At 76.4% G+C, this 19865-nt stretch carries 16 protein-coding genes; 9 read left to right on the forward strand and 7 right to left on the reverse strand.

The features are described 5' to 3' along the window. Positions 1-61 precede the first annotated feature (61 nt). Both panB and ACI781_RS08425 read right to left on the reverse strand, forming a co-directional pair. Entirely contained in the window at positions 62-892 is an 831-nt protein-coding gene (gene panB, locus ACI781_RS08420) for a 3-methyl-2-oxobutanoate hydroxymethyltransferase (protein ID WP_456565629.1), read from the reverse strand. Continuing rightward, positions 889-2721, reverse strand: coding sequence for an NAD+ synthase (locus ACI781_RS08425; RefSeq protein ID WP_456565630.1), 1833 nt, complete (start codon positions 2719-2721; stop codon positions 889-891). Before ACI781_RS08425 ends, panB begins: the two co-directional genes overlap by 4 nt. A 138-nt stretch (positions 2722-2859) precedes the next feature. On the opposite strand from ACI781_RS08425, the gene ACI781_RS08430 reads away from it, so the two are divergent. The 3 genes from ACI781_RS08430 (at position 2860) to ACI781_RS08440 (ending at position 5543) form a co-directional block, all read left to right on the forward strand. Beyond that, a complete protein-coding gene (locus tag ACI781_RS08430; RefSeq protein ID WP_456565631.1) occupies positions 2860-3969 on the forward strand; it encodes an NAD(P)/FAD-dependent oxidoreductase in 1110 nt (369 codons plus the stop codon). After that, positions 3966-4094 carry a hypothetical protein gene (locus ACI781_RS08435; RefSeq protein ID WP_456565632.1) on the forward strand — a complete coding sequence of 43 codons (129 nt, stop codon included), beginning with the start codon at positions 3966-3968 and terminating at the stop codon, positions 4092-4094. The genes ACI781_RS08430 and ACI781_RS08435 overlap by 4 nt, the downstream gene beginning before the upstream one ends. 108 nt (positions 4095-4202) lie before the next feature. Next, the gene (locus ACI781_RS08440; protein WP_456565633.1) at positions 4203-5543 is read left to right on the forward strand and encodes a glutamine synthetase family protein; all 1341 of its coding nucleotides are present in this window, start codon (positions 4203-4205) and stop codon (positions 5541-5543) included. A 9-nt stretch (positions 5544-5552) separates the two neighbouring features. Here the strand turns inward: ACI781_RS08440 and ACI781_RS08445 are convergent, their stop codons facing one another. Continuing rightward, on the reverse strand, positions 5553-7322 hold the full coding sequence (locus tag ACI781_RS08445) for a hypothetical protein (RefSeq protein WP_456565634.1): 1770 nt from the start codon (positions 7320-7322) through the stop codon (positions 5553-5555). A gap of 152 nt (positions 7323-7474) precedes the next feature. Between ACI781_RS08445 and ACI781_RS08450 the strand changes: the two genes are divergently transcribed. From ACI781_RS08450 to ACI781_RS08465, 4 genes are all read left to right on the forward strand, one after another. Then, on the forward strand, positions 7475-8209 hold the full coding sequence (locus tag ACI781_RS08450; protein WP_456565635.1) for a type 1 glutamine amidotransferase: 735 nt from the start codon (positions 7475-7477) through the stop codon (positions 8207-8209). Continuing rightward, positions 8206-11307: a bifunctional [glutamine synthetase] adenylyltransferase/[glutamine synthetase]-adenylyl-L-tyrosine phosphorylase gene (locus ACI781_RS08455; protein WP_456565636.1), complete on the forward strand. Its 3102-nt coding sequence runs from the start codon at positions 8206-8208 to the stop codon at positions 11305-11307. Before ACI781_RS08450 ends, ACI781_RS08455 begins: the two co-directional genes overlap by 4 nt. A 132-nt stretch (positions 11308-11439) precedes the next feature. Then, positions 11440-12246 carry an aquaporin gene (locus tag ACI781_RS08460; RefSeq protein WP_456565637.1) on the forward strand — a complete coding sequence of 269 codons (807 nt, stop codon included), beginning with the start codon at positions 11440-11442 and terminating at the stop codon, positions 12244-12246. A 75-nt stretch (positions 12247-12321) separates the two neighbouring features. After that, the gene (locus ACI781_RS08465) at positions 12322-12639 is read left to right on the forward strand and encodes a CDGSH iron-sulfur domain-containing protein (protein WP_456565638.1); all 318 of its coding nucleotides are present in this window, start codon (positions 12322-12324) and stop codon (positions 12637-12639) included. Positions 12640-12645: 6 nt separating this feature from the next. Here ACI781_RS08465 and ACI781_RS08470 read toward each other — a convergent pair whose 3' ends face one another. Together ACI781_RS08470 and ACI781_RS08475 are read right to left on the reverse strand one after the other, a co-directional pair. Further along, entirely contained in the window at positions 12646-14196 is a 1551-nt protein-coding gene (locus ACI781_RS08470) for a methyl-accepting chemotaxis protein (RefSeq protein WP_456565639.1), read from the reverse strand. Positions 14197-14296: 100 nt separating this feature from the next. Next, a complete protein-coding gene (locus ACI781_RS08475; protein WP_456565640.1) occupies positions 14297-15307 on the reverse strand; it encodes an iron-containing redox enzyme family protein in 1011 nt (336 codons plus the stop codon). Between the two features lie 208 nt (positions 15308-15515). Here ACI781_RS08475 and ACI781_RS08480 point away from each other — a divergent pair, with 208 nt between their 5' ends. Beyond that, positions 15516-15836 (forward strand): hypothetical protein, encoded by a 321-nt coding sequence (locus ACI781_RS08480; RefSeq protein WP_456565641.1) that lies wholly within the window; start codon positions 15516-15518, stop codon positions 15834-15836. Between the two features lie 30 nt (positions 15837-15866). On the opposite strand, the gene ACI781_RS08485 is transcribed toward ACI781_RS08480, so the two are convergent. Continuing rightward, on the reverse strand, positions 15867-17990 hold the full coding sequence (locus ACI781_RS08485; protein ID WP_456565642.1) for an MMPL family transporter: 2124 nt from the start codon (positions 17988-17990) through the stop codon (positions 15867-15869). Positions 17991-18163: 173 nt separating this feature from the next. Then, entirely contained in the window at positions 18164-18811 is a 648-nt protein-coding gene (locus tag ACI781_RS08490; RefSeq protein ID WP_456565643.1) for a hypothetical protein, read from the reverse strand. Positions 18812-19065: 254 nt separating this feature from the next. Here ACI781_RS08490 and ACI781_RS08495 point away from each other — a divergent pair, with 254 nt between their 5' ends. After that, positions 19066-19803 carry a hypothetical protein gene (locus tag ACI781_RS08495; RefSeq protein ID WP_456565644.1) on the forward strand — a complete coding sequence of 246 codons (738 nt, stop codon included), beginning with the start codon at positions 19066-19068 and terminating at the stop codon, positions 19801-19803. The last annotated feature ends 62 nt before the right edge of the window (positions 19804-19865 follow it).

The raw sequence follows: 19865 nt of genomic DNA on the forward strand, positions 1-19865 counted from the left end.
GTCCCGGAACCGCCGGCAGGGTGCCGGGTGCGGAGCGCTGCGCCCCACCCGCCCGCGGCGGCTACTCGAAGCCGTGCTCGGGGCCGGGGAAGGTGCCGGCGCGGACCTCGTCGGCGTACTCCCGGGCGGCGCGCAGCAGCTCCCCGCGCAGCTCGGCGTACTTCTTCACGAACCGCGGCACCCGCCCGCCGGTCAGGCCGGCCATGTCGGGCCAGACCAGCACCTGGGCGTCACAGTCGGGCCCGGCGCCGATCCCGACGGTCGGGATGCGCAGCTCCTTCGTCACCTGAGCAGCGACCGCCGCGGGGACCATCTCCATGACGACGGCGAAGGCGCCCGCCTCCTGCACCGCCCGCGCGTCGGCCAGCAGCTGCTCGGCCCCCGCGCCGCGGCCCTGCACCCGGAAGCCCCCGAGGGTGTGCTCGCTCTGCGGCGTGAACCCGATGTGCGCCATCACCGGGATGCCGGCCTCGGTGAGCAGCCGGATCTGCGGCGCCACCCGGACCCCGCCCTCGAGCTTGACCGCCTGCGCGCCGCCCTCCTTCATCAGCCGGACGGCGGTGTCGAACGCCTGCTGCGGCCCGGACTCGTAGGAGCCGAACGGGAGGTCGGCGACGATCAGCGCCCGCTTCGTCGACCGGGTGACGGCCCGGGTCATGAAGAGGATGTCCTCGACCGTGACCGGCACGGTGCTGTTCAGCCCCATGACGACGTTCCCGGCGGAGTCCCCGACCAGCATCACCGGGATGCCGGCCTCCTCGAACACCGCCGCGGCGTAGGTGTCGTAGGCGGTGAGCATCGCCCACTTCTCGCCCCGCTCCTTGGCCTGCTGCAGGTGGTGGATGCGCACCCGCGCGGTCGACGTCCCGCCGTACAGCGGCGACTCGCTCATGCCTGGGCTCCCTCGCGGACGGTCGGCAGGGTCTCCCGCCAGCGGTTGGTGACGGGCAGCCGGCGGTCCCGGCCGAACGCCTTGAGGCTGATCTTGGTGCCGGGCGCGGACTGGCGGCGCTTGAACTCCGCGGTGTCCACCAGCCGCAGCACCCGCGCGACGACCTCGGGGTCGTGGCCGCGCTCGAGCAGGTCGGCCATCCCCAGGTCGCGGTCGACGTAGTCGGCGACCACCGCGTCCAGCTCCTCGTAGGAGGGCAGCGAGTCGCTGTCCTGCTGCCCGGGGGCGAGCTCGGCCGACGGCGGCTTGTCGATCGAGTTCTGCGGCACCGGCTCGGTCTCCCCGCGGCCGCGGGCGTACGCGTTGCGCCACCGGGCCAGCTCCCAGACCAGCGTCTTGGGCACGTCCTTGATCGGCGCGAACCCGCCGGCGGAGTCGCCGTACAGCGTCGAGTAGCCGACGGCGACCTCGCTCTTGTTGCCCGTGGTCAGCAGCAGGTGCCCGTGCTGGTTGGACAGCGCCATGAGCAGGGTGCCGCGCACCCGCGCCTGCAGGTTCTCCGCGGCCACCCCGGACAGCTCGACCGAGGACTCGTAGGCGTCGACCATCGGCGCGATCGGCACCACCGAGTAGTGCAGCCCCGTGCGGCGGGCCAGGTCCTCGGCGTCGGCCAGCGAGTGCTCGCTGGACCACCGCGACGGCAGGCCGACCCCGTGCACCCGGTCGGCGCCCAGCGCGTCGACCGCCAGGGCCGCGACCAGCGCCGAGTCGATGCCGCCGGACAGCCCCAGCACCACCGACGGGAAGCCGTTCTTCTCGATGAAGTCCCGCAGGCCGAGGACCAGCGCCCGCCACACCTCCTCGACGTCGCTCAGCGGCTCGGCCACGGTGCCCGGCCGGGCCGCGAACGGCGCCACCGGCCCGGTGGAGACGACGTGCCGGGTGACCGTCATCGGCCCGATCCGGCCCTCGCGCCGCTCGGGCACCGCCGCCGGGTCGATCGCGAGGTCGACGGTGAGCAGGTGCTCGACGAACTGGGGCGCCCGCGCCAGCAGCGTGCCGTCGGCCGCCACCGCCATCGAGTCGCCGTCGAACACCAGCTCGTCCTGGCCGCCCACCTGGTTGCAGTAGACGACCGTCGCCCGCGCCTCGGCGGCGCGGCGGCGGACCAGCGGCAGCCGGACGTCGTCCTTGGCCCGCTCGTAGGGGGAGGCGTTGGGGGAGAGGACGACGTCCACCCCGGCCTGCCCGGCCACCCCGCACGGGCCGCCCTCGACCCACAGGTCCTCGCAGATGGTCAGGGCGACGTCCACCCCGTGCAGCCGCACCACCGGCAGCTCCGTGCCGGGCACGAAGTAGCGCGCCTCGTCGAAGACGCCGTAGTTGGGCAGGTGCCGCTTGTGGTAGCGGACGACGACCTCGCCGCCGTGCAGCAGCGCGGCCGCGTTCCGGGGCGCGCCGTGCCGGGGGTTGGCGTCGGCCGGGCGGTCCTCCTCGGCCGTGGGCGGCTCGTCGACGGCGGCCGGGCCGGGGCCCTCGGTGTGCGCGAGGTAGCCGACGACGACGGCGGTGTCGCCCAGGCCGCGGCGGTCGAGCTCCGCGGCGAGCTCCTCCACCGCGCGCTCGCTGGCCCGCGCGAAGGACTCCCGCAGGACCAGGTCCTCGGGCGGGTAGCCGGTGAGCGTCATCTCCGGGAAGACGGCGACGTGCGCACCGGCCCGCGCCGCACGCTCGGTCCACTCGAGGACGAGCGCGGCGTTGCCGGTGATGTCGCCGACCCGGGTGTCGACCTGGGCGAGGGCCACTCTGAGCTGCAGCTGTTCTGCCACGCGCCCATCCAACTCCGCCGCCGACGGCCGGTCCACGCGGGTCCGCCGTCCGGGGCGACCGCGCCCGTTGACAGCGGGGGGAACCGGGTCTGTGCTCCTCGGCATACCCACGGGGATCGCCCGACCGGAGGTGCGTCGATGTCCCCATCGGATCCGTACGTGGTGGTCGGGGGCGGGCTGGCCGGCGCGAAGGCCGCCGAGACCCTGCGCGCCGAGGGGTTCGCGGGCCCCGTCGTCCTCGTCGGCGCGGAACCCGAGCCGCCCTACGAGCGGCCGCCGCTGTCCAAGGGCCAGCTGCTCGGGACGGCCGCGCGGGAGGACGCCCGCGTGCACCCTCCGGGCTGGTACGGCGAGCACGACGTCGAGCTGCGCACCGGCACCCGCGCCACCGCGCTCGACCCGGTGGCCCACCGGGTCACGCTGGACGGCGGGGAGGAGCTGCCCTACGCGCGGCTGCTGCTGGCCACGGGGTCGTCCGCCCGCCGGCTGCCGGTCCCCGGCGCCGACCTCGCCGGGGTCCGGTACCTGCGCACGCAGGCCGACGCCGACGGGCTGCGGGCCGACCTGGCCGGCGGCGGGCGGCGGGTCGTGGTCGTGGGCGCCGGCTGGATCGGCATGGAGGTCGCCGCGGCCGCCCGGGTGCTCGGCAACGACGTCACCGTGGTCGAGCCGCAGCCCGCCCCGCTGTACGGCGTCCTCGGCCCGGAGCTGGGCGACGTCTTCGCGCGGCTGCACCGCGACCACGGGGTCGTCGTGTCCACCGGCACCGGGGTCCGGGAGCTGCGCGGCGACTCGGGCCGGGTGACGACGGTGGTCACCGACGGGCCGGAGCTGCCCGCCGACCTGGTGGTCGTCGGTGTCGGGGCCGTACCGGAGGTCGGGCTGGCGGTGTCCGCGGGCCTGCAGGTCGACGGCGGGGTCGTCACCGACGCGGCGCTGCGCACGTCGGCTCCCGACGTCCATGCCGCCGGCGACATCGCCTCGGCGTTCCACCCGCTCTACGGCCGCCCCGTGCGCGTGGAGCACTGGGCCAACGCCCTCAACGGCGGCCCAGCCGCCGCCCGGTCGATGCTCGGCCGGCCGGTCTCCTACGACCGCGTGCCCTACTTCTTCACCGACCAGTACGAGCTCGGCATGGAGTACTCCGGTCTCGCCGGTCCGGGGGACGACGTCGTGTGCCGCGGCGTCCCGGGCGAGGGCCCCTTCTCGCCTTCTGGCTCCGCGACGGCCGGGTGCAGGCGGGGATGAACGTCGACGTCTGGGACGTCACCGAGCCGATCCAGGCGCTGATCCGTTCCGGGCGGCGGGCCGACCCGGGGCAGCTCGCCGACCCCGACGTCCCGCTCGCCGACCTGGCGGGCGCCGCGAGCTGACGCGACACGTCCGCGGCGAGCGTCCGGGGTCGTGTGCGAACGCCGGTGACCGGGCAGGCTGGAGTCGCCGACACATCCCGGAAACGAGCGGACTGGATCATGGCGAGCATGGACCGACAGCAGGAGTTCGTCCTGCGCACCCTGGAGGAACGCGACATCCGCTTCGTGCGGCTGTGGTTCACCGACGTCTCCGGCTACCTCAAGGCCGTGGCGGTGGCCCCGGCCGAGATCGAGGCGGCCTTCGCCGAGGGCATCGGCTTCGACGGTTCGGCGATCGAGGGCTTCGCGCGGGTCTACGAGTCGGACATGCTCGCCAAGCCCGACCCCGGCACCTTCCAGGTGATGCCCGCCCGCGAGGGCCGCCCCAGCGACACGGCGCGGATGTTCTGCGACATCACGCTGCCCGACGGCACGCCCTCGTGGGCCGACCCGCGGCACGTGCTGCGCCGGGCGCTGGCCAAGGCCGCCGACATGGGCTTCACCTTCTACACCCACCCGGAGGTCGAATTCTTCCTGCTGGAGGACCTCCCCACCGACGGCAGCCCGCCGCGGCCGGCCGACACCGGCGGCTACTTCGACCTGTCCACGCACAACGTGGCGCACGACTTCCGGCGCGAGGCGGTCTTCGCCCTGGAGGCGATGGGCATCTCGGTGGAGTTCAGCCACCACGAGGTCGCCCCGGGCCAGCAGGAGATCGACCTGCGCTACGCCGACGCCCTGTCGATGGCCGACAACATCATGACGCTGCGGCACGTCGTCCGGGAGGTCGCGCTCGGGCAGGGCGTGCACGCCACCTTCATGCCCAAGCCGTTCACCGAGCTCGCCGGCTCGGCCATGCACACCCACCTGTCGCTGTTCGAGGGCGACCGCAACGCCTTCCACGACCCGGCCGACCCGATGCGGCTGTCCACCACCGGCAAGCAGTTCATCGCCGGCCTGCTGACCCACGCCCGCGAGGTCACCGCCGTCACCAACCAGACGGTGAACTCCTACCGGCGGCTGCTGGCCGGCACCGAGGCGCCGACCGCCGCCACCTGGGGCCGGGCCAACCGGTCCGCGCTGGTGCGGCTGCCCAGCTACAAGCCCAGCAAGGCCCAGTCGGCGCGGGTGGAGGTGCGCTCGCCCGACAGCGCGTGCAACCCCTACCTCACCTTCGCCGTCCTGCTGGCCGCCGGCCTGCGCGGGATCGAGAAGGGCTACGAGCTGCCGCCGGAGGCCGAGGACGACGTCTGGTCGCTGACCGACACCGAGCGGCGGGCGGCCGGCTACGAGGACCTGCCGGTGTCCCTGGGCGAGGCCCTGACGGCCATGCAGGGCAGCGAGCTCGTCGCCGAGACCCTCGGCGAGCACGTGTTCCAGTTCTTCCTGCGCAACAAGTGGGAGGAGTTCAACTCCTACCGGCGCAACGTCACGCCGTTCGAGCTCACCCGGTACCTGCCGGGGCTGTGACGGCGGCGCTCAGCGCACCCCGGCGTCGCCCACCCGGCCGGCGGCGACGCACAACTGCAGGCCGGGCGTCTGCGGGGTGACCCGCAGCGCCCGGCCGTCGCCGGACAGCCGCACCCAGACGGTGTGCCGGCCGGCGGTCACTTCCACCCGGACCGGTTCGCCCGAGGGCAGCGCGACGGTGAGCTCGCCGTCGCGGTCGGCCACGTAGGTCACCTCCGCCGTCCACTCCCAGTCGAACAGCGGCGTCGCGAGGGGGACGGCGGTGCCGGTGCGGACGGGCCACCCGCAGCCCGGCACCGGCCCCGGCGTCACCCGCGGTCCGGCGACGACGCCCGCCGGTCGCAGGTGCCCGTCGTCGTCGAGCATCCGCAGGTCCGGTGTCCAGTCGGCGACGGGCGGCAGGTCCTCCAGCGGGGACAGCGCGTGGGAGAGCAGGTTGTCGGGGTACAGCAACGGCCACAGCACGTCGCCGGGCAGCCGCTGGTCGAGCACCGGGGTGTCCCCGGCGGCGGCCAGGGACTCCCGCGCCGCCGCGAGGTACGCGCCGGTGCGGTCGGTCTGCCAGGCCCGGGCGTGCTGGAGCGTCGACAGCAGTGCGACGACGACGAACGCGGCCGTCGCGGCCGCGGTCGCCACCACCGGACGGCGGGCCGGGCCGATCGCTGCGTGCGCCGGGGCGCGGCCGGTGACCGGCAGCGTGGCCAGCAGGGCGCCGGCCACCGGGAGCAGCACCGCCTCCACGGCGTAGTAGCGCGCGGCCAGCGGCAGCAGGTGCCCCAGCCCCAGCGCGCCCCGCCCAGCCGCGGCGAGCACGAGGCCCACGGTGACCTCGGCCGCCACGAGCGCCCACACCAGCCCGGCACCGCGGCTGCGCCGGCAGGTGGTGACGCAGGCGGCGACGACGACCAGGGCGCCGGCGACGACGCTCCACCAGGGGATCCGCGCGTAGGGCGTCTGCGGTGCGCCGCCGACCCAGCCGAACGGGCCGCCGACGGCCGCCGTCAGCAGGGCCTGCCACCCGGTGAGCACGGTGACGGCCAGGTCCCCCAGGCCCCCACCGGCGACCGGCGCGTGGCTGCGGGTGACCAGGTAGGCGACCGCCCACACCGCGGTCACCGCCAGGGAGCCCAGCCACAGCGGCCGGCCGCGCCGCCAGGTCGTGGCCAGCGGGGTTCGCTCGCCGTCGCGCAGCAGGACCAGCGCGGCGACGGCCACGCCGAGCCCGGGCAGCAGCACCGCCTTGAGGTAGAACAGCAGCGTCCCCGCCAGCGTCGCGGCGCCGCGCAGCGCGTGCCGGCGGCCGCCCGTGCGCGCCGCCTGCACGGCCTCGGCGAGGAACGTGGCCAGGCCGATCTGCAGCGGCAGCGAGTTCAGCGCCGCGGCCCACCAGGTCACCGAGCCCAGCGTCAGCGGGGTGAACAGCCCGAAGGCCAGCGGGACCAGCAGCAGCGGGCGGTCGCCGACGAGCAGCCGCAGCAGCCGCAGCAGGGCCAGCGACGCGAGCACCTGCAGCACGACGATCGTGGTCGCGGCCGGCCACCAGTCCAGCCGGCCCAGCCGCTCGACGACGCCGGCGACCAGCAGCGAGCCGGGCATGAACTGCCCGTCGTAGTCCTGGAACAGATAGGCGGGCGACAGCAGCGGGCTGGTGTCGGCCCGGTGCAGGATCTTCAGGTCGTCGCTGAACAGCCCGCGGCCGGCGACCAGCCAGGCCCGCACCAGCACCGAGGCGGCCACCAGCAGCAGCGCCGCGGCGCGGACCCGCCGCTGCACCGCCATCGCGCCTCCCCGCCCCGCGACCGGGCACCGCGGCGGCCGCGTGAGCGTAGGCGCTCGGGCGGCACGCCGGCATCCCGCACCACCGGGCCGGTCGTCCTCCCGGCGCCGTCGGGACGGCCGTCCCCGGCCGCCGCCGCGGCTAACCTGACGGCGTGCCCGACCGTCCCGGACGCCTGCTCGTCGTCGTCCCGAGCCCGACCGACCCGCCGGCCCGGCTGGGGGAGTGGCTGCGCGACGCCGGCCTGCACCTCGACGTCCGCTCGGTGCGCGAGGGCGACGCGCTGCCCGCCGACCTGACCGGCCACGACGGGCTGCTCGTGATGGGCGGGCCGCAGTCGTCGCTGGACGACGCGGAGACCTCGCCCGAGCTCGTCGGCGTGCGGCACCTGCTGGGCCAGGCGGTCGCCGCCGACTCGCCCGTGCTGGGCGTCTGCCTGGGCGCGCAGATGCTGGCGATCGCCGGCGGTGGGCGGGTGCGGGCGGGCGTCGCCGGCCCCGAGGTCGGGGTCTCGCTGGTCGCCAGGCGCGACGCCGCCGACGCCGACCCGCTGTTCCGCCCGCTGCCGCTGTCACCCGACGTCGTCCAGTGGCACCACGACGAGATCTGCGAGCTGCCGCCGGGAGCCACCCTGCTGGCGAGCAGCCCGGTGTACCCGCACCAGGCGTTCCGCGTCGGCCGGCGCGGCTACGGGCTGCAGTTCCACGTCGAGACGACCCCGGCGATGGTCCGCGCCTGGGCCGACAGCGACCCGGTCGGCGTCGCCGCGTCCCCGTCCGACCCCGCCGGGCACGAGGCCCGCGCATCCGCGGCCGCCGACGACCTCGCCGCCGTCTGGGCGCCCTTCGCCGCACGGTTCGCCGACCTGGTGCGCGGGTCCGCCGCGTGACCTCCGCCCGCGAGGTCCCGCGGCCGGCCGTCGCCCGGCTGGTGCGCTTCGGCTTCGCCGACGGCGAGCGGGCGGCGGAGCTGCTGTCGGACCCGGCCCTGGGCCTGTGGGACCTGGAGCGCAACGAGCCGGCCGACCCCGAGGCCGGGCCCGTCGTCTCCGCGCTCGCCCGCGCCGGCGACCCCGACCTGGCGGTCCTCTCGCTGAGCCGGCTGGTGGAGTCCCTGGACCGCGACGACCCCTCCGGCGGGTCCGCGGCCACCCTCCTGGCGCGGCTGCGGGGCTCGGCGCTGCTGCGCAGCCGGCTGCTGGCGGTGCTGGGCGCGAGCGCGGGGCTGGCCGACCACCTCGCCGCACACCCCGGCGACTGGACGGTGCTCGACGGCGAGGGTGAGGGCCGCGGCGCCAGCCGGCCCACCGCGCTGGCGCTGCAGCGGGAGATGCTCGCCGCGGTCGGCGCCGACCCCGACGACCCGCCCTGGGGGGTGCGCCTGGGCCGGGCCGCGCCCGACGCGAGCCCGCAGCGGGTCGCCGACCTGCGGCTGGCCTACCGGCGGGCCGTCCTGTCGCTGGCCGGCCGGGACCTCGGCGACGGGCTGGCCGCCGAGGAGGCCGCGGCCGAGCTCGCCGACGTCGCCGCCGCCGTCCTGCAGGCCGGGCTCGCGCTGGCGGTCGCCGAGCAGCCGGCCTCCGCCGCGGCCTGCCGGCTGGCGGTCATCGCCCTCGGCAAGACCGGCGGCCGGGAGCTGAACTACGTCAGCGACGTCGACGTGGTGTTCGTCGCCGAGCCGGTGGACCCCACCGACCCCGAGGCGCCGGCGCTCGGCAGCGCCACCCGGGTGGCCGCCGCCCTCATGCGCATCTGCCGGGAGGCGGCCTGGGAGGTGGACGCCGCGCTGCGCCCCGAGGGGAGGGCCGGCGCCCTGGTGCGCACCCTCAACGGGCACGTCGGCTACTACCGGCAGTGGGCGCACACCTGGGAGTTCCAGGCGCTGTTGAAGATGCGCCCGGTGGCCGGCGACCCCGACCTCGGGCGCGCCTACGTCGACGAGCTGTTCCCGCGGGTGTGGGAGGCCGGCGACCGCCCGGGCTTCGTCGCCGAGGTGCAGGCGATGCGCCGCCGGGTGGAGGCCACCGTCCCCGCCCAGCAGGCCGGCCGGGAGCTCAAGCTCGGCCGCGGCGGGCTGCGCGACGTCGAGTTCGCCGTGCAGCTGCTGCAGCTCGTGCACGGGCGCAGCGACCCCACGCTGCGCGTCGGCGGCACCCTGCCGGCCCTGACGGCGCTGTCGGCCGGCGGCTACGTCGGGCGCGTCGACGCCGCCACCCTCATCGCGTCCTACCGCTTCCTGCGCACCGTCGAGCACCGGCTGCAGCTGCTGCGGCTGCGGCGCACCCACCTGCTGCCCACCGACGACCAGCAGCGGCGCTGGCTGGCCCGGTCGCTGGGCTACAAGCCCGACCACCGCGGCGACGCGGTGGCCGTCCTCGACGCCGAGCTGGGCCTGCACACCCGCGAGGTGCGCCGGCTGCACGAGAAGCTCTTCTACCGGCCGCTGCTGTCGGCCGTCGCCAAGGTGCCGGCCGAGGCCGCGCACCTGCGCACCGAGGCGGCCGGCGACTGGCTGCGGGCGCTGGGCTTCGCCGACCCCGAGGGCGCGCTGCGGCACATGGGGGCGCTGACCGGCGGGCTGTCCCGGTCGGCGTCGATGCAGAGGTACCTGCTGCCCGTCGTGCTGCAGACCCTGGCCTCCTGCCCCGACCCCGACGCCGGGCTGCTGGCCTACCGGCAGGTGAGCGAGGCCCTCGGCGGCAACCAGTGGTTCCTGCGGCTGCTGCGCGACGAGGGGCAGGTCGTCGAGCGGCTGGCCCAGCTGCTGGGCTCCAGCCAGTACGTGGCCGGCCTGCTCACCCGCGCGCCGGAGGCCCTGCGGCTGCTCGCCGACGACGACGAGCTCGAGCCCCGCCCCGCCGACGTCCTCACCCGTGCCTGGGGGCAGGCCGCCGGGCGGGCGGCCGACGCCGAGGCCGGCGTGCGGGTGCTGCGCGGCCTGCGCCGGCAGGAGCTGCTGCGGGTCTCCTCGGCCGACCTGCTCGGCCGCCTCGACGTCGTCCGCGTCGGCCGGGCGCTCACCGACGTCGCCGTCGCCACGCTGCGCGTCGGGCTGGACCTCGCCGTCCGCGCCCACGCCGCGCAGGCCGGGATCGCGGTCACCGACGTGCCGGTGGACCTGGCCGTCATCGGCATGGGCCGGCTGGGGGGCGCGGAGATGGGCTACGGCTCCGACGCCGACGTGTTGTTCGTGCACCGGGCGCGGCCCGGCGCCGACGAGTCGCAGGCGACCGCGGCGGCGAACGCGATCGCCCACACGCTGCGGCGGCTGCTCGCCGAGCCCGCCCCCGACCCGGCGTTCGAGGTGGACGCCGACCTGCGCCCCGAGGGCCGCCAGGGCCCGCTCGTGCGCAGCCTCGACGCGTTCCGCGAGTACTACGAGCGCTGGGTCGCGGTCTGGGAGGTGCAGGCACTGGTGCGGGCCGCCCCGGTGGCGGGGGACGAGGCGCTGGGGGCCGCGTTCGTCGAGCTCGTCGACCCGCTGCGCCACCCGCCCGCCGGGCTGGGCGCGGAGCAGGTGGCCGAGATCCGGCGGATCAAGGCGCGGGTCGAGCGGGAGCGGCTGCCCCGCGGCGCCGACCCGGCCACGCACACCAAGCTGGGACGCGGCGGGCTGGCCGACGTGGAGTGGACCGTGCAGCTGCTGCAGCTGCAGCACGCCGCGGCCGACCCCGCCCTGCGGGTGACCGCCACGGTCGACGCCCTGACCGCGCTCGAGGCCGGCGGGTACCTGGACGCCGAGCAGGCCGGGGCCCTGCGGGCGGCCTGGGAGCTGGCCACCCGGGCCCGCAACGCGGTCTTCCTCGTCCGGGGCCGGCCCAGCGACCAGCTGCCGCGTCCCGGCGCGGAGCTGGCGGGCGTGGCGCGCGCCGCCGGGGCCGGACAGGACGTCGACCCCGGCCAGTTCCTCGACGAGTACCGCCGCACCACCCGGCACGCGCGATCGGTCGTCGAGCACGTGTTCTACGGCCAGGCCGCGGCCGGCTGAACCGGGGAGGCCGGCGGCGGGGGTCTGGCGTGTCGCCGGCCGGTCGCGCGAGGCTGGCGCGCACGGGGGCTCCCGGTCGGTCGGCCGGGGGTACTGGCACCGGAACGCGCCCGGAGGTCCACCGTGCCGCCCATGTTCGTCCGCTCGCTGGCCGCCGAGTTCCTCGGCACCGCTCTGCTGGTGTTCGTCGCGGTGGGGTCGGCCGTCGCCGGCATCGACTCGATCGGACCCACCGGGGTCGCCTTCGCCTTCGGCCTGACCCTCCTCGCGCTCGCGTACACCCTGGGCCCGGTGTCGGGCTGCCACGTCAACCCCGCGGTGACCCTCGGTGTCCTGCTCTCCGGTGGGATGGCCGCCCGCGAGGCCGTGGCCTACTGGGTCGCGCAGTTCGCCGGCGGCATCGCCGGTGCCGCGCTCCTACAGCTCCTGACCAGCGGCTTCGGTGACGTTCCCGACCAGACCGGCGTCCTCGGCAGCAACGACTGGGGCGCGACGATCAGCATGGGCGGCGCGTTCGTGCTCGAGGTCGTGCTCACCGCCGTGCTGGTCCTGGTCGTCCTGCTGGTCACCGGCAAGGCGGCCGCCCCGGGGTTCGCCGGGCTGGCCATCGGCCTGGTGCTGACCGCCGTCCACCTGATCGGCATCCCGCTCGACGGCACGTCGGTGAACCCGGCCCGCTCGCTCGGCCCCGCGCTGTTCGCCGGCGGCGAGTCGCTGGAGCACGTGTGGTTGTTCATCGTCGCGCCGTTGATCGGCGGCGCCGTGGCGGTGGGGCTGGCGCGGCTGCTGCAGACGGCGCCGTTCGACCGGGAGCCGGCGCCGCTGCCCGGCGAGCCGGTCGACCGCACCGGGGTCGCCCTGCCGCCGGAGCCGCGCGCGGGGGAGCCCCGGGACGGCGGGGCGCGGGGGGCCGACCGGCCCTCGGCCGCGGAACGGTAGCCGGGGAGCCGCTCCCGGCCCTCCCCGCGGGGGACCCGACGTGTGGCTCCGCGGCGCCCGGGGCAGGGGAGGGCGGTGAGCAGCCCGCAGCCGGAGGACGACGCCCCGCCCGCCCCCGACCGGGGGGCGACGATCACGCCCTACCGGGACGGGCCGCTGATCGTCCGCGGGGACTTCCGGCTGGTGGACCAGGACGGCGCGGACATCGACCCCGGCCGCGGCACCGTGGCCCTGTGCCGCTGCGGGAAGTCCGGCATCAAGCCGTTCTGCGACGGCACGCACAAGCGCGCGGGGTTCAGCGCGCCGAGCGCCCCGAGCCGGCCGCGCCCGGCCGCCCGCCTCGTCCGCGAGGGCACCGCGGACGCCGACCCCGCGGACGGCGGGGCCGGCTGAGGAGGGTCAGCCGCGGTTCTCGAACGCCCTCGCCATCTGGACCTGCTGCTCCAGCACCTCACCCATCCGGCTCTGCACGGCGTCCAGCTGGCGGATGACCTCGCTGGTGGCGAGGATGCCCGCCGACACCTGCTCGCTGCTGGACTGGATGCCCGCGATCTGGTCGGAGACCCGCTTGGTCGCCGCGGCGGTCTCCCGGGCCAGGTCCTTGACCTCGCTGGCCACGACGGCGAACCCGCGGCCCAGCTCCCCGGCCCGGGCCGCCTCGATGGTGGCGTTGAGGGCGAGCAGGTTCGTCTGGTCGGCGATGCCCGAGATGATCCGGATGACGTCGCCGACGGCGGCCGAGGCGGTGCCGAGGGCCTCCACCTCGGCCGTCATGGACGACGCCTGGCCGACCGCGCCCTCCGCGACCCGGCCGGCCTCGTCGGCCGCCTCGCGCAGCAGCGAGACGGTCTCCAGCAGCGCGCGGGAGTTGACCGCGTCGGTCTCGGCGCGGCGCAGGATGTCCAGCCGCTGGGAGACCAGCTGCTGCACGTTGCGCAGCGCCGCGGCCCGCGACTCCGACAGCTCGATCGTCTCGGTGACGAAGAAGTCCATCGTGCCGATCACCCGGCCGTCGCTCATGACCGGGAAGCAGACGCCCGACTTCACCCCGGCCCGCTGGGCGGCGGGGCGGCGGACGCAGTCGGTGACCTCGGCCAGGTCCCGGACGAAGACGAGGTCGCGCTTGCGCCACGCGCGGCCGGACAGGCCCACGCCCTCGGCGAAGCTCGCCGAGAGGGTGACCTGGCGGAACTCCTCGCCGGCCGAGCCCGACTCGACGGAGAAGCGCAGCACGCCCTCCTGCTCGTCCAGCGCCCAGAACGAGCCGTAGGCCCAGCCGAACGCGGTGCGGACGGTCTCCAGGGCGGTGCGCATGGCCGTCTGCTCGTCCCGGGCCTCGCCGACCCGGCGCACGACGGTCGTCACGGCCTCGCGGTCGTTCAGCGTCTCCCGCAGCTGCGCCGCGGTCAGCGCCGACCGGCGGGCGTGCGCGGCCACCCGGCCGATGGCCTTCCACTTCTCGGCCCGGCCGCCGAAGAACGGCAGCTCGCTGCGGGAGTAGTACTCCTGCAGCGCGACGACCCGGTTGTCCTCGACGATGGGCAGGACGCAGCCGTGCCGGGCGCCGGCGGCCGAGGCCGTCGCCCACCGCAGGCAGTTCCCGGTCGGGGTGGTCGGGTCCATGAGGACCACGCGCCGCTCGCGCATCGCCTGGCCGCCGAGGCCGTCCTGCGGGCCCATGACCGTCTCCTGCTGCCAGCGGGCGGCCATCGCGGGCGCGAGCTCACCCTGCTCGGCGACCAGGCGGAAGCCGCCCTCGACCGGCATCCAGACGCCGCCGTAGGACAGCCCGAGCGCCTCGCCCAGCGTGGCGGTCACGGCGACGTGCGCCTCGGTCTCCGAGCTGACGCCGGCGTCGAGGGCGGTGAGGACCGCCTCCAGGGCCTCGACGTCGCGGGGCATCGGCGTCGTCGTCGTGCCGGACGGGGTGGGGTCGGTGCGTCGCCACATGGGGTCCTCCGGCGGTCGGGAAGCGGCCCCTTCCTATCGGCAGCCGGCGCCCGATGTGCAGTCCGGACCGTGGACGTTCCGCAACGGTCCCGGCCGGCCGTCAGGCGGCGAGTGGTCGCGCCCCCCGCAGTGCGGACCGCCCGGCCTCCCAGGCGCCCAGCAGGTGGTGGGCGGTGAGCCCGTCGAGGGCCAGCGAGCTCGCGGCGCCGAACAGCACGTCCGGCGCGAGGGCCGGCTCGGCCGCCACCAGGGAGCCGCACATGTCGACCGCGGCGATCTGCTCGTGGACGGCGTCGGCCTCCACGTGCTCGTCGTAGAAGACGGTGGTGTCCGGGCCGAACCCGAGGCGGCGCAGGCCCGACGAGTAGCGGCGGCTGGGTTCCGACGACGTCATCTCCACCGCCGCCAGGTGCCCGAGCGCCGCGCCCCGCCACCGCCGGTGCAGCCCGAACAGCGACATGGTGTTCACCGACGTGAAGGCCGGGGCCGGGGCGTCGTCCCAGAGGGCGCCGTAGGCGTCGTCCAGGTCGAGGTCGCGCATCAGCCCGCGGAAGAGCTCGCTGTGCATGCGCGCCGGCGTGCCCCCGCCGTACTCGTCGGCCTGGATCTCGACCATCGCGGACTTGGTGCGCCCGCTCAGCCGGGGGACGGCGAAGGTGTGCGGGTCGCCCTCCTTGAGGTGGTAGACCGAGCGCAGCGTCAGGTACTCCCGCCACTGGTCCAGCGACCCCGACCGGGCCAGGTACCGCGACAGCGAGGGGCCGTCGTCGGCGGCGATGAGCGCGGCGAGCTGCCGGTCGACCGGTTCGTCGGAGAGCGGCAGCGGGCCGATGAGCTCGCGCAGGGCCGCGGTGTGGGCGCGCTCCAGGTGCGCCCGCAGCCGCAGCAGGGCCGGGTCCCACTCGAACGTCTCGGCCACGCCGTCCAGGCCCCGGTAGTGCAGCTCGTAGCAGGCGGCGAGGGAGATCTGCAGGTCCTCGTCGACCAGGGGGGCGGTGGCGGCCTCGGCCACGGCGGCGGCCAGGTCGATCGTCGCCGGGGAGACGTCGCCGGCGAGCAGGTCGGCGCGCAGCGCGGCACTGAGGGGCCCCCGGGCCTCGGGAAACTGCATGTCGTCGGCCATGCCCACTCCGCCCGCGCTCGATGCGCCGTGTGGGAGATGTCGCCGCGGGGAGGTCGTCCCGTTCGCCCCACCGACCCCACCGGCAGCGGGCGGGGTGCCGACCGCGTCCGGGCCTGCCGACTCCTACGACAGCGACCGCCGTCGAGGAGAGCGCCATGGACCTGCCCCGCCCCCTGACCACGTCCGGACGTGCCCGGTGAGCGCCGGCGCGCACCGCCGCACCGAGCTGCGGGCCGGGGCCTCCCTGGTCGCCGGCGCCGGCGCCGACCTCGGCTGCGGCGAGGCCCCCGAGGTCCGGGTGCTGCCCGACGGCCGGCTGTGGCTGGCCGACGTCGGCGTCGCCGTCTCCGCCGCCCAGCTGTACCGCGCCGCCCGAGGCGTGCTGGCCGCCCAGATCGGCGCGCTGGCCGAGGTGAGCGGCCAGACCGCCGAGGAGGTCACCTTCGGCTGGCTGGTCGGCCTGCAGATGGACGACGTCCTGGCCGCGCTGGAGGACGGGTCGCCGGAGGCCGCCTGACCGACCGCCGGGGACCGGCCGGCCGGGCCGTCAGCTGCGGACGCTCTCCGCCGCCGCGGCCGGCAGGTCCCCGCCCTGCGGCGGTTCGGGCTCGTCCGGGCGGGAGGCCAGCCGGCTGGGCCACCACATCCGCCGGCCGACGTCCAGGTTCAGCGCCGTGACCAGCACCGACCGCACGACGAGGGTGTCCAGCAGCACGCCGAGGGCGACCGCGATCCCCAGCTGGGTGAGGAACGTCAGCGGCAGCGTGCCGAGGACGGCGAACGTCGCGGCCAGCACCAGCCCGGCGGAGGTGATGACGCCGCCGGTGGCCGCCAGCCCGATGAGGGCCGCCCGCCGGGTGCCGTGGTCCACGGCCTCCTCGCGGACGCGGGTCATCAGGAAGATGTTGTAGTCGATCCCCAGGGCGACCAGGAACACGAAGACGAACAGCGGGAACGAGCTGTCGGTGTCGGTCACGCCGAGCACCCAGTCGAAGATCCACGCGCTGAGCCCGAGCGCCGCGCCGAAGGACAGCACGACCGTGGCGATCAGGATCAGCGGTGCCACGACCGCCCGCAGCAGCAGGCCGAGCACCACCAGGACGACCAGCATGATCAGCGGGATGACCACCCGGTTGTCGCGCTGCGAGGCGTTCTGGACGTCGAGGTTGAGCGCGGTGTTGCCGCCGACCAGCGCCTCGCCGTCGCCGACGTCGTCCAGCGAGGCCCGCAGGTCCTCGATGGTCGTGGCGGCGGCCGGGCTGTCGAACGGGTCGGCCAGGGTGGCCTCGATCAGCGCGGCGTCGCCCTCGACCCGCGGCGGCGCGACCTCGGCGATGCCGCTCTCCGCGGCGACGGCGTCGGCGACCTCGTCGGCGTCCGCGGCCGTCGTGACCACGTACACCGGGTTGCCGCCGACGGCGGGGTAGTGCTCCGCGGCGACCTCGTCGCCCTGGATGGACTCGGGGGTGTCGCGGAACCCCTCGGCCGCGGTGAGGCCGTCGGGGTCGAGCTTGACGACGCCGAGGCACGCGACCAGCAGCAGCACGCTGGTGACCACCCAGGTGGCCCGCGGCCGCGGCTTGATCCGCCGGCCGACCCGGGCCCACAGCCCGGTGGCGGTGGGCTCGGTGCTGCCGAGGCTGGGCCGCACCGGCCAGAACACCCAGCGCCCGCAGATCACCAGCAGCGCCGGGAGCAGGGTCATGAGGACGCACAGCGTCACCGCGACGCCGATCGCCGCGACCGGGCCGAGCCCGGCGGTGGAGTTCATCTCCGCGGCGATCAGGCACAGCATGCCGAGGACGACGGTGCTGCCGCTGGCCAGCACCGCCGGGCCGGCCCGGTGCACGGCCTCGGTCATCGCCTCGTGCCGGTCGGCGTGCAGCCGGAGTTCCTCGCGGTAGCGGGCCACGAGCAGCAGGGCGTAGTCCGTCCCGGCGCCGACCACGAGGACGGTGAGGATGCTCGCGCTCTGCGCGTTGACCGTGAGGTCGGCGTAGCGGGCCAGCAGGTAGATCAGGGCCTGCGCGCAGACCAGCGCGATGACGGCCGAGAAGATGGGCAGCACCCACAGGACCGGGCTGCGGTAGGTGAACAGCAGGATCACGATGACGACGCCGAGCGCGGCGAACAACAGCGCTCCGTCGATGCCCTCGAATGCCTCGGAGGAGTCGGCGGCGTTGCCCGCGGGACCGGTGACGTAGGCCGCCAGCCCGTCGGGGCCGTCCTGGGCCTCGGCGCGGATGTCGTCGACGAGCGGGGCGATCGCCTCCCAGCCGTCCGACCCCACGTTCAGCGGCACGATGAGCTGCAGGGCCTCGCCGTCCTCGGACGGGATCGGGCCGGTGATCTCGCCGTCGAGGGCGTCGAGCTGCTCGAACTGCGCCCGGTCGTCGGCCACGGCGGCGGCGTCGGCGTCGGTCAGCCCGCCGTCGCGCTCGTAGACGACGACGGCGGGGATGACGTCGGGGTCCGAGCCGAGCTCCGCCTGCGCGTGCAGCGCGCGCGTGGACTCCGCCTCACCGGGCAGCCACGCCGCGATGTCGTTCTCCTGGACGTCGGTGAGCTTCCCGGCGAGGGGCCCCGACGCCGCGGCGAGCACCAGCCAGCCGACGAGGACCACCCACTTGAGCCGTGGGGAACTGACGCGGGACGCGAACGACCGACCCATGGGATCGCCCTCCGACGGGCGCCGCCCCGCACCGGCGCGCGAACAGTGCGGGAGACGCTAGCGAGGCCCGGAGCGCTCTGTCACGGTCTTTGCCGACGGTCGGGACCTCCGTCCCCGTTCCTCCCCGGGCGCGCCATAGCCGTCGTCGTGCGGGGGACCGGCCCGGGCGGGTGTCAGCGACCCGGCGGCGGGGGAGGGGGCGGCGGCAGGACCGGCGGGGCCGGTGAGGTCAGCTCGCGGTAGGCGTCGGTGTGCGCCCGCAGGGCCGCGACGGCGTCGGCGACGTCGCCCGGCAGCCGGCCGGTCACGGGCTGCACGCGCTCGGCCTGGCGCACCGCGTCGGCGACGTCGCCGAGCATGTCGAGGTGGGCGCGTGCCTCGGTGAGGACGTCGGCGCAGCCGGGGGACGGCGCGAGCGTCTGCTGCCGCAGGCACTGCTCGAGACGGGACCCCTCGGCCTCCAGCGCGGGCAGCAGCGCCGGGACCTCGCCCAGGTGCGCCCCCGAGGCCTGCGCGGCCTCGACCTGGCGGCGCAGCTCCGGCCGGGCCCGCTGCAGCTGCAGCTGCAGCTCGGCGGCCTCCCGCCGCTCGCCGGGCGGGAGGCGGCGCGCGGCGAGCGCGGTCGCGCCCTGCGCGCCCAGCTCGCCGGCCCGCGCGGTGACCTCCCGCGCCCGCGCTGCCAGCGGGCTGCGGCGGACCCGCCGGACCACCAGCCACCCGGCCAGCACGGCGAGCAGGAGCAGCAGGACCACGCCGCCGCCCAGCACGGCCAGCAGCCCGGGGTCCAGCGTCGTCACCCAGGTCAGGCCGTCGTCGTCCATCGGGCTCCTCGTCTCGCGGCGGCGGTCCTCCGAGGGTAGGCGGCGGACCTGGGAGGTCCCTGGGAGCCGGGGGCGCGGGGACCGGAATCCGGTCGCGGCCGCCGGCGCGGGGCGCTACCGTCCCGGCGCCGGACCGGAGAGCGAGGGGGTGGTACCCGTGGACACGCAGTCGACGTGGGTGCTCCCCGCAGGGGTCACGGTCGGGCGGTAGGTCGCCCGGGAGCGCCGGCCCAGCCCTCCCGGAAGGCACTCCCGTGCACCTCACCTCCTCCCAGCGCCTCGACGACGACGTCCTCGAGCGCCGCCTCACCCTCGACGGCGTCCCCGGCATCCTCTGGACGTCGGCGTCCGCGGACCCGGCGGCGCCCGCGCCGCTGGTCCTGCTCGGCCACCCCGGGGACCTGTCGCGCATGCACCCCCGGCTCCTGGCCCGCGCCCGGCACGCCGTGGCCGCCGGGCTCAGCGCCGCGACCCTCGAGCTCCCCGGCTGCGGGGAGCGGCCCCGCATCCCCGCCGCCGAGCGGGCCCGCGCCGACCTCCGCCGCGCGCTGGCCGCTGGTGAGCCGGTCGGTGAGGAGCTCGTCGACCGGCTGGTCCTCCCACTGGTCGACGCGGCGGTCCCGGAGTGGCGGGCGGCTCTCGACGCGCTCCTCGCGCTGCCGGGGGTCGGCGGTCCCGTCGCCGTCTCGGGCGGCGTCGTGTCGATCGCCGTCCGGCTCGCGGCGGTGGAGCCGCGCATCGCCGCGGCGGTGCTGTTCGCCGGGAGCCTCGTGCCGCGCGCCGTGCTCGAGGAGGCGCGGCGGGTCACCGTGCCGCTGCTGGTCCTGCTGCAGTGGGACGACGAGGGCAACGACCGGCAGCGGTCCCTCGAGCTCTTCGACGCCCTCGGCTCGGTGGAGAGGACGCTGCACGCCAACACCGGCGGGCACACCGGCGTCCCGGCGTTCGAGGGGGACGACGCGACCCGGTTCCTCGTCCGTCACCTGCGCTGACACCGGTGGCGCAGCCGGCCTGGCCTGCCCGCAGGAGGTGCCCCGTCCCCGAGAGGCCGAGC

It is taken from the genome of Blastococcus sp. SYSU D00695, assembly GCF_054050555.1.

Bases quoted from the DNA above. Each gene is read 5' to 3' on its own strand.
- ACI781_RS08430 (WP_456565631.1), top strand. From the start codon at position 2,860: ATGTCCCCATCGGATCCGTACGTGGTGGTCGGGGGCGGGCTGGCCGGC.
- ACI781_RS08435 (WP_456565632.1), top strand. From the start codon at position 3,966: ATGAACGTCGACGTCTGGGACGTCACCGAGCCGATCCAGGCGCTGATC.
- ACI781_RS08470 (WP_456565639.1), bottom strand. From the start codon at position 14,196: ATGTGGCGACGCACCGACCCCACCCCGTCCGGCACGACGACGACGCCG.
- ACI781_RS08490 (WP_456565643.1), bottom strand. From the start codon at position 18,811: ATGGACGACGACGGCCTGACCTGGGTGACGACGCTGGACCCCGGGCTG.
- ACI781_RS08475 (WP_456565640.1), bottom strand. From the start codon at position 15,307: ATGCAGTTTCCCGAGGCCCGGGGGCCCCTCAGTGCCGCGCTGCGCGCC.
- panB (WP_456565629.1), bottom strand. From the start codon at position 892: ATGAGCGAGTCGCCGCTGTACGGCGGGACGTCGACCGCGCGGGTGCGC.
- ACI781_RS08485 (WP_456565642.1), bottom strand. From the start codon at position 17,990: ATGGGTCGGTCGTTCGCGTCCCGCGTCAGTTCCCCACGGCTCAAGTGG.
- ACI781_RS08445 (WP_456565634.1), bottom strand. From the start codon at position 7,322: ATGGCGGTGCAGCGGCGGGTCCGCGCCGCGGCGCTGCTGCTGGTGGCC.
- ACI781_RS08440 (WP_456565633.1), top strand. From the start codon at position 4,203: ATGGACCGACAGCAGGAGTTCGTCCTGCGCACCCTGGAGGAACGCGAC.
- ACI781_RS08460 (WP_456565637.1), top strand. From the start codon at position 11,440: ATGTTCGTCCGCTCGCTGGCCGCCGAGTTCCTCGGCACCGCTCTGCTG.